The organism is Blautia sp. HCP3S3_C4 (genome assembly GCF_052064095.1).
In the GTDB taxonomy this organism is placed as follows: domain Bacteria; phylum Bacillota; class Clostridia; order Lachnospirales; family Lachnospiraceae; genus Blautia_A.
Genome location: NZ_JBQHWF010000012.1, coordinates 98,708 through 115,545 on the forward strand (window position 1 = coordinate 98,708; position 16,838 = coordinate 115,545).

The 16,838-nt window shown below is 35.9% G+C and carries 11 protein-coding genes; 8 read left to right on the forward strand and 3 right to left on the reverse strand.

All coding sequences use genetic code 11. The annotated features are described in order from the left end of the window. Nucleotides 1-95 precede the first annotated feature (95 nt). The 3 genes from ACTNC6_RS11785 to ACTNC6_RS11795 are packed head-to-tail and all read left to right on the forward strand — an operon-like array spanning nucleotide 96 to nucleotide 5,835. Nucleotides 96-1,316, forward strand: coding sequence for a glycosyltransferase (locus ACTNC6_RS11785; RefSeq protein WP_441044186.1), 1,221 nt, complete (start codon nucleotides 96-98; stop codon nucleotides 1,314-1,316). Continuing rightward, nucleotides 1,306-2,766, forward strand: a complete 1,461-nt coding sequence (locus ACTNC6_RS11790) for a flippase (protein ID WP_441044187.1) — start codon at nucleotides 1,306-1,308, stop codon at nucleotides 2,764-2,766. The genes ACTNC6_RS11785 and ACTNC6_RS11790 overlap by 11 nt, the downstream gene beginning before the upstream one ends. 3 nt (nucleotides 2,767-2,769) lie before the next feature. Then, entirely contained in the window at nucleotides 2,770-5,835 is a 3,066-nt protein-coding gene (locus ACTNC6_RS11795) for a fucose pyrophosphorylase domain-containing protein (protein WP_441044188.1), read from the forward strand. A gap of 52 nt (nucleotides 5,836-5,887) precedes the next feature. On the opposite strand, the gene ACTNC6_RS11800 is transcribed toward ACTNC6_RS11795, so the two are convergent. From ACTNC6_RS11800 to ACTNC6_RS11810, 3 genes are all read right to left on the reverse strand, one after another. Beyond that, entirely contained in the window at nucleotides 5,888-8,500 is a 2,613-nt protein-coding gene (locus ACTNC6_RS11800; protein WP_441044189.1) for a KGGVGR-motif variant AAA ATPase, read from the reverse strand. A gap of 3 nt (nucleotides 8,501-8,503) precedes the next feature. Beyond that, the gene (locus tag ACTNC6_RS11805; protein WP_441044190.1) at nucleotides 8,504-8,929 is read right to left on the reverse strand and encodes a hypothetical protein; all 426 of its coding nucleotides are present in this window, start codon (nucleotides 8,927-8,929) and stop codon (nucleotides 8,504-8,506) included. Nucleotides 8,930-8,993: 64 nt separating this feature from the next. Beyond that, complete coding sequence (locus ACTNC6_RS11810; protein ID WP_441044191.1) at nucleotides 8,994-9,863, reverse strand: AraC family transcriptional regulator; 870 nt, start codon at nucleotides 9,861-9,863, stop codon at nucleotides 8,994-8,996. A 148-nt stretch (nucleotides 9,864-10,011) separates the two neighbouring features. Between ACTNC6_RS11810 and gmd the strand changes: the two genes are divergently transcribed. The 5 genes from gmd to ACTNC6_RS11835 all read left to right on the forward strand — a co-directional run bounded on the left by gmd (nucleotide 10,012) and on the right by ACTNC6_RS11835 (nucleotide 16,752). Further along, nucleotides 10,012-11,070: a GDP-mannose 4,6-dehydratase gene (gene gmd / locus ACTNC6_RS11815; protein WP_441044198.1), complete on the forward strand. Its 1,059-nt coding sequence runs from the start codon at nucleotides 10,012-10,014 to the stop codon at nucleotides 11,068-11,070. 30 nt (nucleotides 11,071-11,100) lie between these two features. Beyond that, nucleotides 11,101-12,042 carry a GDP-L-fucose synthase family protein gene (locus ACTNC6_RS11820; protein ID WP_441044199.1) on the forward strand — a complete coding sequence of 314 codons (942 nt, stop codon included), beginning with the start codon at nucleotides 11,101-11,103 and terminating at the stop codon, nucleotides 12,040-12,042. A 15-nt stretch (nucleotides 12,043-12,057) separates the two neighbouring features. After that, nucleotides 12,058-13,374, forward strand: a complete 1,317-nt coding sequence (locus ACTNC6_RS11825; RefSeq protein WP_441044192.1) for a sugar phosphate nucleotidyltransferase — start codon at nucleotides 12,058-12,060, stop codon at nucleotides 13,372-13,374. 378 nt (nucleotides 13,375-13,752) lie between these two features. Next, nucleotides 13,753-15,741 (forward strand): NACHT domain-containing protein, encoded by a 1,989-nt coding sequence (locus ACTNC6_RS11830; protein ID WP_441044193.1) that lies wholly within the window; start codon nucleotides 13,753-13,755, stop codon nucleotides 15,739-15,741. Between the two features lie 765 nt (nucleotides 15,742-16,506). After that, nucleotides 16,507-16,752: a hypothetical protein gene (locus ACTNC6_RS11835; protein WP_441044194.1), complete on the forward strand. Its 246-nt coding sequence runs from the start codon at nucleotides 16,507-16,509 to the stop codon at nucleotides 16,750-16,752. Nucleotides 16,753-16,838 lie beyond the last annotated feature (86 nt).

Genomic DNA, 16,838 nt, shown 5'->3' on the forward strand with positions numbered 1-16,838 from the left:
AAAAGTGGAGCCATTAGTGGAATTGTGATAATCTCTATTTAGGCATTTGATAGTAAAAAATTACAATAGAACAATATATAGAGAGGCAATGTTTAATGCTAAAAATTTTACAAATTAATAGTTGTGTCAATGGAAGTACAGGGACCATAATGAAATCTATCCAAAGTTATGTTAATGAAAGAGGAGACTCTTGTATTACCGCAAGCAGGAAAGATTTGTCAAAATTGTCGATAACACCACCAAATCATATATTTATAGGAGGTTTAATTAGTAAACATCTGGATAATGATTTGGCATATGTAACAGGAAAAGAAGGGCATTACTCAGCACTTCCTACGAAAATTTTTTTGAAGAAAATTGATAAATATAAACCAGATGTGGTGCATTTGCATAATTTGCATGCAAATTATATAAATCTTGAGTATTTGTTTAGATATTTAAGAGATAATAATATTAAGGTGATATGGACTTTACATGATTGCTGGGCTTTTACAGGACATTGCCCTCATTATGAACTTGAAAAATGTTATAAATGGAAAGATGGTTGTTTTGACTGTAAAGTTTTTCGAGAATACCCAGCAAGTAAAAATGACAATTCGAAATATATGTATAGTGAGAAAAAAAGATTTTTTACTTGTCTGAATAACCTTACCATTGTTACACCTTCTAAATGGCTTGCTGATGTTACGAAAGAATCGTTTTTGCAAAAATATCCAATAAAAATAATTAATAATGGAATTGATACTAGTGTTTTCTATCCAAGAAAAGAAAAAGTATTAAAGGGAAAATATAATGTAGATACTAATAAAATAGTAGTGTTAGGGGTAGCTTCTGGCTGGGAAGAGAGAAAAGGCTTGAAGGTATTTAATAAATTGGCAATGGAATTGCCAGAGGCATATGTAATTGTTTTAGTAGGAACTAATGCAGCGGTGCGAAAAGAGGTTTCTGTTAATATAAAATGTATTGATAGAACAGAAAATCAAGAGGAATTAGCCAATATATATTCTGAAGCAGATATATTTGTTAATCCAACTATGGAAGAAAATTATCCCACAGTTAATATAGAGGCAGTTTGCTGTGGGACGCCTGTAGTTACATATAATACAGGTGGAGCAGGGGAAATAGTAAAAAATGGGCAAGGATCAATTATCCCAAGAGGTAATTATGCTGAACTAAAACAAAGCATTATGAATAGGTCAAAAAAGAAGTTAGATAATGCTATTGATTTGAAAGTATGTAAATATTATTCCAAAGAAAGAATGGTCAAAGAGTACTATGAGTTATATTTAGGAAAGGATGCAATAAATGTCAAATAGACGAGAAAAATCATTAGGAATTAATGCAGTATTAAATGGGATAAAGACCATTTTGTCTATTATTTTTCCTTTAATAACATATCCATATGCAGCACGTGTCTTACAAGTAGAGAATATTGGGAAAGTGGATTTTGCTAATTCAATTGTAAGTTATTTTATATTATTAGCAGGTCTAGGAATTTCTACATATGCTATACGAGAGGGCGCGCGGGTAAGAGATAAAAAGGAGTCATTGCAAGCTTTTGCAGACCAAATGTTTACGTTAAATTTATTTTCGACTATTATAGCGTATATTTTGTTATTTGTGATGGCCTTTTTTGTACCTAAATTTCATTCATATTCTTGTCTGATTTTAGTGCAAAGTTTAGCTTTATTTGGAAATTTAATCGGTGTATCCTGGATATATACTATAGTTGAGGATTATTTATATATTACTATTATGTCTATTATTACACATATTGTTGCTTTGGTATTAATGCTTTTTTGGGTTCATACTAGGGAGGATTATATGCTGTATGCAGCAACATCGGTTATTGCCAATGTTGGTGGAAATTTATTTAATTTTATATATGCAAAAAAGTATGTTAGAGTTCATTTGACTTCAAAAATAAACTTTAAACGACACATTAGACCTATTTTGATTATTTTTGCTTCAACTATTACAACTACGATTTATGTGAATTCGGATAAAACGATATTGGGTTTTTTGTCGGATGAATTTCATGTTGGTTTATATTCTATATCTGTAAATGTATATACAGTATTGAAAAGCTGTATTGTTGCTGTAATTTTGGTTTCATTGCCACGCTTATCTAATTATATCGCAATGAAAAAAAATGAAGAATATGAAAAAACTGCAACTGATATTTTTAAAGCATTTATGCTTTTACTAATGCCGGTAGTTGTAGGTGTTTTTGCCACGGCGGATTCTATAATTAAATTAGTTGGTGGTGACTCATATGTGGATGCAGTGATGTCTTTACAGATTTTAAGTATTAGTTTGATTTTTGCTGTTGTTGCAACTTACTATACGAATGTTGTTTTATTGCCTAATAAAGAAGAAGTAATTGTTCTTAAAGGGACTATATTGAGTGCAGTGGTAAATATTTTGTTTAATTTATTATTTATAGGAAAATTTCAGCAAAATGCAGCTGCATTTACAACGGTTTTAGCAGAAGGGGTGATGTGCATATATCAATTTTTTTATGTCGAAAAGTATTTGAAAATTAAAGTATCTAAAAATTATATTGTAAGTATTATACTTGGATGTTTCGGGATTGTATTGACTACTTCTATATGTAATTTGATATGTAATGACTTTATACTAAATATTATTCTTAAAATATTATTTAGCACAATTGTTTATTTTTTGATTCTTTTTTTATTAAAAAATGATGTTGTTATTAAATTCCTTATTAGTATAAAAAGTAATTATGATAAAGGTGTATGAAAAATGAAATATACATATAACCAGCGGAAAAATTTATTTATGCAGCAGAGCTATTTAGATTCTTGGGAAGACTATGAGCGTAGTTTAAACAAAGCCAATTTTATAAAATGGGATTATATCATTTTAACTGCCTCGAATGAAGAACAGGCAGCAGTATATAGAGAACAGATTGCATATCGACTTGAAAATCATCAGTTGCCGGCAACAACTCATTATGCTGTTCTTCCTGATCCTGAGGGGAAAAGAGTGGGTTCAGGTGGCGCAACCTTTAATGTTATGCGTTACATTGCAACACAGGCCAGTGAAGACGAGAAAGAAAATATTTTTAAAAACAAAAGAATCCTTGTAATTCATTCAGGTGGAGATTCTAAACGTGTTCCTCAGTATTCTGCAATAGGAAAGCTTTTTTCTCCGGTACCGAGAGAACTTCCGGATGGAAGAGGTTCCACATTGTTCGATGAATTTATGATTGGCATGGCTGGGGTACCATCTCGAATTAAAGAAGGAATGTTGGTTCTTTCCGGAGATGTTCTTCTCCTTTTCAATCCACTTCAGATTGATGCAATGTTTCATGGTGCAGCAGCAATTTCCATTAAAGAACGTGTAGAAATAGGAAAAAATCATGGGGTTTTCTTAAATGATGGACATGATAACGTAGGGCAGTTTTTGCATAAACAGTCGGAGGAGCATTTAAGAGAAGTTGGTGCTGTTAATAATCAAAATTGTGTAGACCTTGATACAGGTGCTGTTCTTTTTGACAGTGATCTTTTGCAGTCCTTGTTTAGTCTTATCTCTACGGATGGAAAGATTGACGAAGAAAAATTTGGTCGGTTTGTTTCAGAAGAGGCAAGAATAAGTTTTTATGGAGATTTTTTATACCCATTAGCAAAAGATTCTACCTTGGAAAAGTATTATAAAGAAGCGGCTGAAGGTGTTATTAATGATACGCTGTTAGCATGTAGAAAAGAAATCTGGGAAGCTGTTCGCGGCTATAGTATGAAACTGATCTGTTTATCTCCGGCAGAGTTTATTCATTTTGGAACAACGAAAGAATTGCTGCAGTTGGTTACGAAGAATGTTGAAGATTATTCTTTCCTTTCCTGGTCAAAGAAAGTGATGACCACGGGGGCAGAAGAAAATTCAGATTTTGCTGCACATAATGCATATATTGGACATGCTGCGGTTGTAGAGAAAGATTGCTATATAGAAAACAGTTATATTTTGGATAACAGTGTAGTACATTCCGGATCTATCGTGTCAAATCTGCATTTGAGAAATGTAGAAATTCCTGCGAATACTGTCTGGCATGGTCTGACTTTAAATGATGGAAACGCCCTGATACGAGTTTATGGAGTCTTGGATAATCCAAAAGGAAGATTGCAGGATAATGCTGGATTCCTGGGAACAACGTTATCAGAATTCGTTAAAAATAATAATCTGTCTGCTTCTGATTTATGGAATGGGAAAGAAGATTATTTATGGTTTGCTGATCTGTATCCGGTTTGCAGTTCCAGGGAAGAGGCAGTGGAATTTGCACAGATTATTGTTAAGATGGCAAAGGGCACTGCAACAGAGCAGGAAATTGTTCGTTGGAAAGAGTGCAGAAGAGAGAGCTTATGCAGCAGCTTTAATAAGGCTGATGTGCAGCATGATTGTCTTTTTGAAAGGGAATTGGAAAGTCGAATTCTGGCAAATAAGTTTGTTTATATGCTGAGTTGCGGAACTTATTATAAAGAGGCTCTTAAGATATTTGGTTTAAGAGGAATTTCTGATCATATTTATGAAAATCTCATAGAAGATGCGAAAAATGCTCCAGAGGATCTGAAAATCCGAATTTATTATGCCCTTTCAAGATATATGAAAGAAAATCGGGCGGTAATAAAAAATCAGACCTATGATGTTCTGGAAACAAAATGTTTTAAGGAAATCCTGGATATGATTTATCAGGATGCAGTACAGCATTTACCAGATAACAAGGATTATCATATTAGCCAGGATGAGGTTAAGGTTGAATTACCGGTTCGTGTGAACTGGGGTGGTGGCTGGACAGATACGCCTCCGCATTGTAATGAAAAAGGTGGAGTTGTATTAAATGCTGCAATTAAATTAAAAGGCATTTATCCTGTTCAGGTTTGTATCAGAAAGCTTGATAGCTTACATATTGAGTTTGAAAGCCAGGATATTGGTGTTAGTGGTACTGCAGAATCAGTTGCTGAAATTCAGGATTGTTACAATCCTTATGATTCTTTTGCATTGCATAAAGCTGCTCTTATTTCTTGCGGAATTATTCCGCAAAGTGGTACTGCTGATTTACAGGGGATTTTAAAAAGGCTTGGTGGAGGAATTTATCTTTCTACGCAGGTTGTTGGTGTGCCGAAGGGCTCTGGACTTGGAACCAGCAGTATTTTATCTGCCGCATGTGTAAAAGCTATTTTTCAGTTTTTGGGCAAAGAACTGGATAACAGTAAAATATCTGAAATTGTACTCTGCATGGAACAGATTATGAGCACTGGTGGCGGTTGGCAGGATCAGATTGGTGGTCTTACGGAAGGCATCAAATTTATCAGAAGTATGCCGGGAATTCATCAGCAGATGGATGTGGAATATGTGAAAATGAGCGAAACTGCAAAGAAAGAACTTCAGGAACGTTTTGCATTGATCTACACGGGACAGAGAAGACTTGCCCGTAATCTTCTTCGTGATGTAGTCGGAAGTTACATTGGAGCAAGACCAGAAAGTATAGAGGCGCTTGAAAAGATGGCACCTATAGCTGCTCTTATGAAATTTGAATTGGAACGTGGAAATATTGATGGCTTTGCAGAACTTCTGAATCAGCATTGGGAATTGTCGAAGCAGTTGGATCAGGGTAGTACCAATACCTGTATTGATCAAATTTTCATGTCCTGCCAGGACTTGATCTGTGGTCAGTTTATCTCTGGCGCTGGAGGAGGCGGATTCCTTCAGGTGATTTTAAAAAAAGGTGTTACAAAAGAAACACTAAGAGCACGTATCAGTGAATTGTTCCAGGATAGTGGAGTAGATGTCTGGAATTGTGAAATCTTGTTTTAAAAAAGAATCAGAAGCTGTCGCGAGTAAACAAGCTTGCGCAGCTTCTGATATATTAGTGCTTAAGGAGTAAAGATAATACGCGAGGCCTTGCCCCTCGTTCATATCGAAAACCAAGAGCATGACGTATTATTTCTGGTAAATAGAGTTTTTCTCCATCTCGTATGAGATAGCCTGACTGGATCATGGATTTTTCTTCAGCGGCTGTAAGTGCATCTTCTTCCAGATTCATAGGAAGTGTTTTTTTCTCAAATGGAAGATTCTCAAGTTTCTCAAAAATTGGTTTTAGGTTTTCGTATTCTGCTTTAATTTCTGTAATCTTATCTTTTGAACAATTCGATACCGCATTACGGATTTCGCCAGGCATTAAAATCCTGTCATTGTAAGGCGGCTTTTTTCCATTATATCCATTATATTCTGAAGCATATTTCAAGAAACGAATAATATCTCGTGCCTGTAGCTGGCCATTAAAGTCAGAAAGGGCAGCTAATATCCAACGGGAGGAATAGGCTTCGTTGGATTCTTTCTTGCCTAATTTTAAGCCCCAGAGTTTTTCAAGATATTGATCTATGATTTCCTGAGATGCGTTTTCAACGGATATAGTTTCCTGATAAAAATCTGGTACAGAATGACTTACCAACCAGACGGCAAGCTTTAACGCTTCATTAGAAGACCATTTCAATTCTGCATAATTAAATGCTTGCTTAAACTGTTCATAGTTAACAGTGATTGCATTTTGCGCCATGTCACTTCGAAGAAAAATAATAAGTCCAATATTTTCATATCTGGCAGCAATTGTATTCAGAATACCCTGGCATAACACTTCAATTGCTTTTTGCTGGTTCTTATTGGAAGAAACCAGTTTCAATATTTCCTCCAGCCCATCAATTAGAAAGACGATCGTTTTTTGCTCTTTTTTTAATGCTTCATTAAGTTGTGCAAGGTTACTGAATTTTTTGTTAACTGAGTTTACAAACAATTGTTCCCAAAAAATCATCCAGTCAGTTTCGCTATTTGCATTAAGATCTAATTCATAAGAATTGTCATTGTAAACGGATTTGGAAACTGCAGAACAGGAAACTGTTGCATTGAAACTGTTAATACATTCAGCTAAAACATGTTTGAGTTTGAAAATATTCTGTGGAGCTAAAACCGGAACGAAGAAGCCGTTATCGTTGAAGATTTGTTTATTGCTTATTTCGCTGCAAAATGAATTCCAGTTTCCTTTTTCTATTAATTGACGATATAAAAATGTTTTTCCAGACCCCTTTGCTCCCTGGACAACAGCTGTAGGAACTTGGTTATTAAAACGGGAACAAAGGTTCTTTATTGGTTCTGTTAATAATAACTCTTCTGCGCCATTTGCCTCGGCGGTAATTTGGTTATCTGCAAAATTATAAATCTTATTTAAAATGGTTTTATGCTGTTCTTCTGTGTAATATATTTCAGCTGTTTTTACAGGCTGATAATACTGCAAAACTAATTTTTCTATGGCATAATACATATCTCTGTCTTTCAAAACCGTTAAAATTTGTCTCAGATTGGAAAGATGTATCAATTCACTGGCAAATGGGAGTTCAATAATCATATTGTCAAGAAGTTCTTCTGTGTTCTCAGTTGTCTGGAAACAGTTTGTCAGACTTTCTTTTATTTGATCTTTTTCCATAGCAGAAAAAGAATCAGGAATCATACTTAAGAATATGGTAGGAAGAAGAGAATCCTCTTTTACTTCCAGTCCCTTGGATATAAAATTTAACACCTGTTTTGTGCCCATAATTGACTGCAGTGAGGTTGATGTTACGCAATACTTTTTCACTCTCGGATCAAGCAGGAGAGGAGCAGAATATTCACTTATACCAGCGCGCAAATCTACAAGAACAGCAGAAGCGCCTAACTGAGCAGCCAAACTGGAAAGAACTTCTGCCAGGATATATTCTTTGTTTCGGCTTATGGTAATGGTCTGTGGGCTTGCGTATAAATCAAATAATTGCTGTTCATAGCGATAGGTAGGAAGGAAGAAATGCTCCACCCGTTGCTGACTGGTTTCGATAGGCAAAGTGAGTGTTCCCATTAAAGCTTCTGCAGTGGATACAATCTCTCCTATGCTGTTGTTATCCTGGATTAAAGTTAACAGATCCAGATAGCTAAATGCAGTTTCGTTTAAGTTTCCTTGAATTAATGTGAGACCTGGGGCTTCAAGATCGGAGTCTATAATCAAGAGTTTATTTTTCTGTGGATCGTCCTGAATGTTTGTCCAGGCCTGGGCGAATGCAATCAGGGATAGAGTACGTCCCACACCGCCTTTGTAGGAATGGAAAGCGATTACCGGACAGCTAAGCTCTTTTAAATTATTTTTTGGATATACGGAATCTTCATAGATTGCTTTTTTGAACAGTGGCATTATATTGGGCGAAATTGGGTCAGATTCGAAATCGTATGAAACAGATAACGAAGCATTTGGGCAATCAAGTTTTATAGCAGAACAATCTGGCAGAATGTTTTTTGGAAAAAGGTCTGCTAATGCAGAATGTGCTAAATCTGATGTCTTTTCCCTGGGATACAGGATAATTTCATCGGGATATACTTCAATATCGTTAAAAGTATTTTCCCAATCTTTGTGATGCATTAAGATGTATCGATCAATATCTTTCCATGTATAGAATTTCATACCTTATACCACCTCTTTTAACCACTCTTTAATCTGTATAAGAGTGTTGTCAAATTCTTCTAAATATGTAATCTTCTGATTAGCGGGAGCAATTAAATATCGGCATAATTGATGGTAATCAGAAGGTCCCACACTGTCACCGTATTCCGTGGGAAATTGCTTAAATTTATAGTTACCGGCCTGCTTGACTTTATTTAGTAAGGTTCTGAAATCGTGGGAATGAAGAACTCTTAATGTTTCGTCACTGGCTTGGGAAACGGTATTTATATGGTCTGTCTGCATGATCAGACATTTTAATCCACACTCAACGCAGTAGCATAACAGCAGACGACGGCTGTAATCGCTGCCTATATTCCATTTATCATAGGAGTTTGCGTGAGTTGTGAAAGCTTTTTTGTAATTCTTTTTATCAGCTCGTAGTGCTGCCATGTAATCACTCCTTTTTAAGTCATATTCTAACATAAATACAAGAGACCGTCTACTTGAAAAGTTCTTACATTTTCCACATTTTTCGATATTCTCCAGGTGCAATCCCTTCTGTTTTCTTAAAAACTCTGGAAAAATAATTGGCATCGTTCATGCCACATTCCTGGCCGATTTTTTCAACGGAAAGATCTGAGAAGCGGAGTAACTGCTTGGCGTGAGTAACACGGGTCTGGATGAGGTAGCTGTTGACGGGAAGGCCAAACTGATCTTTAAAACTCCGTGTTAAATAAAATTTGTTAATAAAAAAATTTGATGAGAGCTGATCCAGGGTGATCTTATTTTGGTAATGGGTATCAATGTATTCTTTGATCATCTGCAAATTCTGCTTTTTATTTTTATCTGAAACAGGGCTGGTCTGGTTATGCGATTCTTCCATAAGGAGAGTCAGCAGGCTGACCAGCTTTTCATATATTTTCATATCCCTGCTGGTAGAGTTGGAGTCAGTAAGTGTAAAAATATCATGATAGATATTGGCATAGGCGTGTTCCCTGACAGTATGGAAACAGGGAAGACCTCCACGGGAGGCATATTTTTCATAGATTGCAGTCATGTTTGGTCCATAGAAATGGATCCACTTAAGAGACCAGAGGTCATCTGCGGAAGTAAGATGTGAGTACGCTTTGTGGCAGTCAATGAAAATACAGTCACCTGTTTGGAGTTGATATTCTTTATTCCTGTAAATGAGGCTTCCGGAGCCGGAAGTTACAATAAAGAACAAAAAGGAAGCCAGATTCTCACGTTGACTGATGTGGGGCTTCTGAGCCTGGAGTTCTCCGATTTCCTGCAGATGGATCAGCTGTGAGCGTGCAAATTTGGATGGGGTATAAATGATACGTTTTGAAGTTACTAAATCTCCGTGAAAAAGTGAATTATCCATGACCCTGATCGTCCTTCCTGGTATTGTTGTTAAGATTATAACATGGAAGTCAAGATAATGCTAGAATATGGCAAGATATACACTTAAATGAATTTGTATTTGGGGGTATGATATGGAAAGCTGATAAATGAAAGAACATTTGGAGGAGATTATGAAAAGAGCACTGATTACAGGAATTACAGGACAGGATGGATCTTTTCTTGCAGAACTGCTTGTTGATAAGGAATATGAAGTTCATGGAATTGTGAGAAGAGCTTCTTTCTCCAATACAGGAAGAATTGATCATCTTTTAAAAGAAGGTAAAGTAACTTTACATGATGGGGATTTGTCTGATTCTTCTTCTTTAATACGAATAATCAATATTGTCCAGCCTGATGAAATTTACAATCTAGCAGCTCAGTCACATGTACAGGTTTCGTTTGATGTACCGGAATATTCCGGAGATGTGGATGCTCTTGGAGTTCTCAGGATTCTGGAAGCTGTCAGAATTCTTGGCTTGACGAAAAAGACTAAAATTTACCAGGCATCTACTTCTGAATTATATGGAAAAGTGGAGGAAGTTCCGCAAAGAGAGACAACCCCGTTTCACCCATACAGCCCGTATGCAGTTGCAAAACAGTATGGTTTCTGGATTACTAAGGAATACCGGGAGGCATATGGAATGTTTGCGGTAAATGGTATCCTTTTTAATCATGAATCAGAGCGCAGAGGAGAGAATTTTGTAACTCGAAAGATTACTCTGGCAGCAGGCAGGATCGCAGAAGGGCTTCAGGATCATCTGGAACTGGGAAATCTGGATTCCCTTCGCGACTGGGGCTATGCAAAAGATTATGTGGAGTGTATGTGGATGATCCTGCAGCAGGATACGCCGGACGATTTTGTGATTGCAACCGGAGAACAGCATACGGTAAGGGATTTTACAGAGAAGGCATTCCAGGCAAATGGAATAAATATCCGTTGGGAAGGCAGCGGTGTGGAAGAAAAAGGTTATGACAAGGTTACGGGAAAAATGCTAGTAAATGTTAATCCAAAATGGTTCCGTCCTACGGATGTAGATAATCTCTGGGGAGATCCCACAAAGGCAAAAACGGTTCTTGGATGGAATCCACAGAAAACCAGTTATGAGGAACTGGTTCGTATTATGGCAGAGCATGACCGTGAATTGGCAAGGCAGGAAGCGAAAGTGAAAAGTGTTATTGGAGCCTAATAGAATGAGAAAGCTGGTAATGTGAAAATGATGGAAAAAGACGCAAAAATATATGTGGCAGGACACAGGGGAATGGTTGGTTCTGCAATTGTCCGGGAATTGGAAAGACAGGGGTATCATAATATTATCACCCGTACCCATAAAGAACTTGATCTTTGCAGGCAGGATCAGGTAGAGGAATTTTTCGCCCGGGAAAAACCAGGGTATGTTTTCCTGGCAGCTGCCAAGGTTGGCGGGATTGTAGCAAACCAGAGTGCGTTGGCAGATTTTATGTATGACAATATGATTCTGGAAATGAATGTGATTCATTCAGCATGGAAAAACAGCTGTAAAAAATTGGAATTTCTCGGTTCCTCCTGTATCTATCCAAGAATGGCACCGCAGCCTATGAAGGAGAGCTGTCTGTTGACTTCAGAACTGGAAAAAACAAATGAAGCCTATGCGTTGGCGAAGATTTCAGGTCTGAAGTATTGCGAATTTCTCAACAGACAGTATGGCACAGATTATATTTCCGTGATGCCGACCAATCTTTATGGTCCCAATGATAATTACCATCCTACTCATAGCCATGTCCTTCCGGCTTTGATCCGGCGTTTTCATGAGGCAAAAGAGCAGAATTTTCCATATGTAACCTGTTGGGGTGATGGAAGCCCGCTTCGCGAGTTTTTATACGTAGACGATCTGGCAAATCTCTGTGTATTTCTTATGAATCATTACAGTGGGAATGAGACGGTAAATGCAGGGACTGGTAAGGAACTGACAATTAAAGAACTGACGGAATTAGTTGCGAAGGTGGTTGGTTACGAGGGTGAGATTCGTTGGGACGAAACAAAGCCAAACGGAACACCAAGAAAACTTTTAGATGTATCAAAAAGTGTATCTCTGGGCTGGAAATATCAGACAGAACTGGAAGATGGCATTAAACTGGCTTATGAAGATTTTTTGAATAATCCTATGCGTGCAGAGCGGTAACGGGAGTAGTGGACTATGAACATTGTGTTATTATCAGGCGGTTCTGGAAAAAGACTGTGGCCTTTGTCAAATGATGTAAGATCCAAACAGTTTATCCAGATTTTTCAGGATGAAGATGGTGAATATCATTCCATGGTACAGCGGGTTTACGGACAGATAAAAAAAGCAGATCCAGAGGCAACGGTGACAATTGCCACATCGAAATCACAGGTTTCGGCGATCCGGAATCAGCTTGGGGAAAAAGTGGGGATTTCCGTAGAACCATGCAGGAGAGATACTTTTCCGGCAATTGCTTTGGCGGCTGCATATCTTCATGATGTGAAAAAATTGAAAGAAACAGAGGCTATCGTAGTGTGTCCTGTAGATCCGTATGTGGAGGATTCTTATTTCCAGGCGCTAGAGCAGCTTTGGAAAATGGCTGAAAAGAGCAGTGCCAATCTGGTGCTTATGGGAATTGAACCTACTTACCCAAGTGAAAAATATGGCTATATTATTCCAAAAACAACAGAAGAGGTCAGCCTGGTGGATGTTTTTAAAGAAAAACCGAATGAAAAGACAGCACAGAATTATATTGCACAGGGTGCTTTATGGAATGGCGGCGTCTTTGCTTTCAGGCTGGGATACGTTCTTCAGAGAGCCCATGAACTGATTGATTTCAAAGATTATGAGGATCTGTTTGAAAAATATGCCACACTGGAAAAAATCAGTTTTGATTATGCTGTGGTGGAGCACGAGAAGCAGATTGAGGTAATGCGTTATCATGGTCAGTGGAAAGATCTTGGAACATGGAATACCCTGACAGAGGCAATGCATGATACCTGTGTTGGGGAGGCTATTTTAAGTGATAACTGTGAAAATGTTCATGTGGTAAACGAATTGAAAGTACCTGTTCTTTGTATGGGATTAAAAAATGTGGTTGTTTCAGCCGGCCCGGATGGGATTCTGGTATCGGATAAAGACCAGTCCAGTTATATAAAACCTTACGTTGACCATATTGACCAACAGATTATGTTTGCGGAGAAATCCTGGGGAAGCTTCCGCGTGTTGGATGTGGATGAAGAGGGAATGACTATAAAAGTCACTTTGAATCCCGGACACAGGATGAATTATCATAGTCATTCCAATCGGGATGAAATATGGTCAGTACTTTCCGGAGAGGGAAGGACCATTGTGGACGGAATGGAACAGAAAGTAAAAACAGGTGCTGTGGTTACCATGTCAGCAGGATGCCGCCATACCATTATTGCAGATAGCAAGCTGCAGGTAATTGAAGTTCAACTTGGTAGGGAAATTAGTGTGTATGATAAACGGAAATATGAACTTGAAGTTTGAAGCAGAAAGTAGGCCTGTTAATTAATATAACATTTTGAAATTCTCAGTAGTTACTAAAAAGATCCCAGTAAGGACAAAGATTTTAGTCTTTCATCTTGCAAAGGATCTTTTTATTATGAAAGAAAAGTATTCATAAGAAGTGATGCGATCGGAGTATAGCATTTCATGGCTTTCGTGTCGCACTGTTTGCCATATTTGATCGTATTCATACTTATTGTTTTTATGCAGGAATCCGTGTATAGGAGTTTGTTTAGATATTGTAGTAGAATATAGCACTACTTTCAATCAAAAATACGATAAATAATAAAGTATTACATATTGAAAAATAGAATGATAAAGAGTAGAATATAAAAAAAAATATAATTCGGGGACATACAAATGAAAAATGATGCGGTGAATGAAATTGTAACTGAGAGTGGAAAAAAAGCAGGAGAAAAATTTGTAGATATAATTATTGATACTTTTTTGAAACCTAAATTTGAATCTATTGTTAATAGGCCCAAAAATTATATGGTATTGGTTGATTTACTAGCAAACTATATAAAAAAGAGTTATGAAAACGGAAAGTATATGAATACAATAGTATTTAGAAGTGAAAGTAAAACTGTTGATGAGTTATATATACCTTTAACTTTGATGAAAACTGGAAGAAAAAATGAAAAAATAGTTATAAATGCAGAGTTAAATAATATTTTTGAAAAACCAAGGAAAATACTTATATTGGATACAGCTGGTATGGGTAAGTCAACATTGGTAAAATATCTATATTTGTTTTGCATTGAAAATGGATTGGGAACGCCAATTATAATTGAGTTACGCAGACTTGAAATGGGACAAAGTGTAGAAGAATATATTACAGAATCGATAAAGCTGGTAGAGAAAGGATTTTCAAGTGGAGATATTATAGAATTAATAAAAAGAGGTGATTTTATTTTCTTTCTTGATGGTTATGATGAAATCAGTGACGAGAAGAAAAAAGTTGTTACAGAGAATCTTAGTAAGTTTGTTCTTGCTTCAGGGGAGAATAGTTTTGTTTTAACATCAAGAGATGATGATTCTTTAGCTGAATTTACACAGTTTGAGAAATATCATATTAAGCCATTAACAGATAAAGAAGCATATGCGTTAATAAGAAAATATGATAAGGATAATCCGAGAAATATAGCGGAATGCTTGATTCAGGACATAGAAAAAAATGATAATTATCGTATTTTAAGAGAGTTTTTAAGAAATCCATTAATGGTATCGTTATTATATTTGACTTATCAATTTAAGGGTGTTATTCCATATAAGAAGCATATTTTTTATAGGCAAGTATATGATGCACTTTTTGAAAAACATGATTGCGTAAAAGGAATCGGAGCTATACATAAAAAAAAATCTGGATTAGATATAGAAGATTTTAGAAAAGTGTTGGCTGCAATGGGATTTTTTTCAATACAAAAAGGGGCTGTTGAGTTTGAGCGGAAAGAAATAGAAGCATTAATTGAAAAATCTGTTTCACTGTTTCCAAATTTATCAGGAACAAATTCTAAATTGTTTTTAGATGATGTATTACATGCAGTTCCGTTGTTTTTAGAAGAAGGATTAAATTATAAATGGGCCCATAAATCATTTGCAGAATATTTTGCTGCTGATTTTATCTGTAATGAAATAAAGGATAAAGAGGAAAAAGTAATCAATGACATGTTAAATTCAGAAAATAGCGCAAAATATTACAATATTTTGGAATTCCTTTTTGATATGGATTATTCTGGAGCAATAAAATATCTGGTTTATCCCGCTGTAAAAGATTATGTAAATACTTATCCTAAGTTGTTTAATCAGGAAAAGTTTGATGACTTGCCAAAAGAAACTAAAGACATACTGATTTTTTTTATATGGTTGGATGATATTTATTTTGTGAAAATTGATAAAATGCGTTCATCACTTAAAAATCGAGATGAAGAATTGGATGACTATCTTGATGCGTTTAAACTATTTCAAAAAAATGGGCATGACATGTTTTCAAGTGCAAGGATAAAATCATATACTGATAAAATTTTTCAATTTTCTAACTTTAAAAAATATCATCAAGTAATGAAATTAGTTCAGAGAAAAAACATAGATATTTTTGTAGAAAAAAAAGTTCAAGAATATTCGATGAAAGTATATAAAATGTTAGATGTAGGTGTATACGAACTTAATGATAATACAGATAATATTTTGACTGATAGCAATAATGCAAAGGCGATTGCTAGTGCTATATTTCATTCGAATTATGAATTTCAGAATAAGATCGTAGATTATGAAAAATGTTGTATATATCTAAGAAAACTAGAAAAAGAAATAAGTAAGACTTCAATGGATATTTTTTCTTTAGAATGATGTAATTAGAGTAGCCTTTCGGGGCTGCTTGATGGGAGAATCAGACCGTGCGTTCGGCTAAGGGTATATATAGTCCGGTGGGCGGAAGTCCCATCAAATAAGCTGCTAACCACAGCATTTGAAGTGAGCCTTGAGCTTGCTGCAGTAACATTACAGGCTAAGTGTAGACAGCAAGATATCAGGGACAGCTATTGAGCACCGAAATTCCAAAGTTACCAGAGGGTCGACATCGCGGTCTGGATGGAAAACAACATATATATTTATAGTTATGGTGAGATTTTACATACATCTGCGGTGTTAGTTGGAGCTATGTCCTTCTGTAGTGTGTAAACAGAAAGTATGCCTGACAACCAAAAGAAGGATGGTAAGAGAAATGCAGGTAGTCAGAGGTTTGAGTAGTACCGATGGACATTACGCGGGTCAGACTATATGAAGTGCTTATGGAAACTTTTGAAGAAAAGAACAGATAAATAATAACTTGCAAGAGTAAAAGCTTTCTTCACTGTACAAAATGCTTTTTCACCTGATGGGGGTTCAGTTTAACTTGAGCTATGATATAATCTTTAATAGATTGAACAATATTTTTACAAATATTGGTTCGATTCATATGACATACCTCCTAAGTATTGGAATAGATAAATGTTTCGTTGGTAACGTAATATTGCTTAATCTATAAACCACATATTTAGGAGGAAAAGTCAAAATGAGAAATTCCAATACACCTGAGCATGGTACAATAGAAAAAAAGAAAAGGATACTACTTAAATGTTAGAAAGAAAAGTGCTTTCGGATAAATATGTTGCAAAACTATATACAATTTTTGAACATAAAAAGTGGAAGATACAGGAAGATGGAGAATATTCAGTCTTTGATAGATTTTGTAGTAGGTTAGCAGAGTTGGAAAATGATGAAGAAAGAGATTTGATAATTGAACTTACAAACGAATTTTTGTGGATTCCGGCTGGCATGTATGAAGAATATTTATTGAAATGTGAACTTCCAGTAATGTGAACTTCCAGTAATTTTTCCACCTAAAGAAAAAAGAACGAAATAAAATCATAAAAAATCCCGGTTTTCTGCGGCTTTCCATTGCAGAT

Excerpts from the sequence above, each read along its gene's own strand:
- ACTNC6_RS11785 (WP_441044186.1), top strand. The coding sequence starts at position 96 with ATGCTAAAAATTTTACAAATTAATAGTTGTGTCAATGGAAGTACAGGG.
- ACTNC6_RS11790 (WP_441044187.1), top strand. The coding sequence starts at position 1,306 with ATGTCAAATAGACGAGAAAAATCATTAGGAATTAATGCAGTATTAAAT.
- ACTNC6_RS11795 (WP_441044188.1), top strand. The coding sequence starts at position 2,770 with ATGAAATATACATATAACCAGCGGAAAAATTTATTTATGCAGCAGAGC.
- ACTNC6_RS11800 (WP_441044189.1), bottom strand. The coding sequence starts at position 8,500 with ATGAAATTCTATACATGGAAAGATATTGATCGATACATCTTAATGCAT.
- ACTNC6_RS11805 (WP_441044190.1), bottom strand. The coding sequence starts at position 8,929 with ATGGCAGCACTACGAGCTGATAAAAAGAATTACAAAAAAGCTTTCACA.
- ACTNC6_RS11810 (WP_441044191.1), bottom strand. The coding sequence starts at position 9,863 with ATGGATAATTCACTTTTTCACGGAGATTTAGTAACTTCAAAACGTATC.
- ACTNC6_RS11820 (WP_441044199.1), top strand. The coding sequence starts at position 11,101 with ATGGAAAAAGACGCAAAAATATATGTGGCAGGACACAGGGGAATGGTT.
- ACTNC6_RS11825 (WP_441044192.1), top strand. The coding sequence starts at position 12,058 with ATGAACATTGTGTTATTATCAGGCGGTTCTGGAAAAAGACTGTGGCCT.
- ACTNC6_RS11830 (WP_441044193.1), top strand. The coding sequence starts at position 13,753 with ATGAAAAATGATGCGGTGAATGAAATTGTAACTGAGAGTGGAAAAAAA.
- ACTNC6_RS11835 (WP_441044194.1), top strand. The coding sequence starts at position 16,507 with ATGTTAGAAAGAAAAGTGCTTTCGGATAAATATGTTGCAAAACTATAT.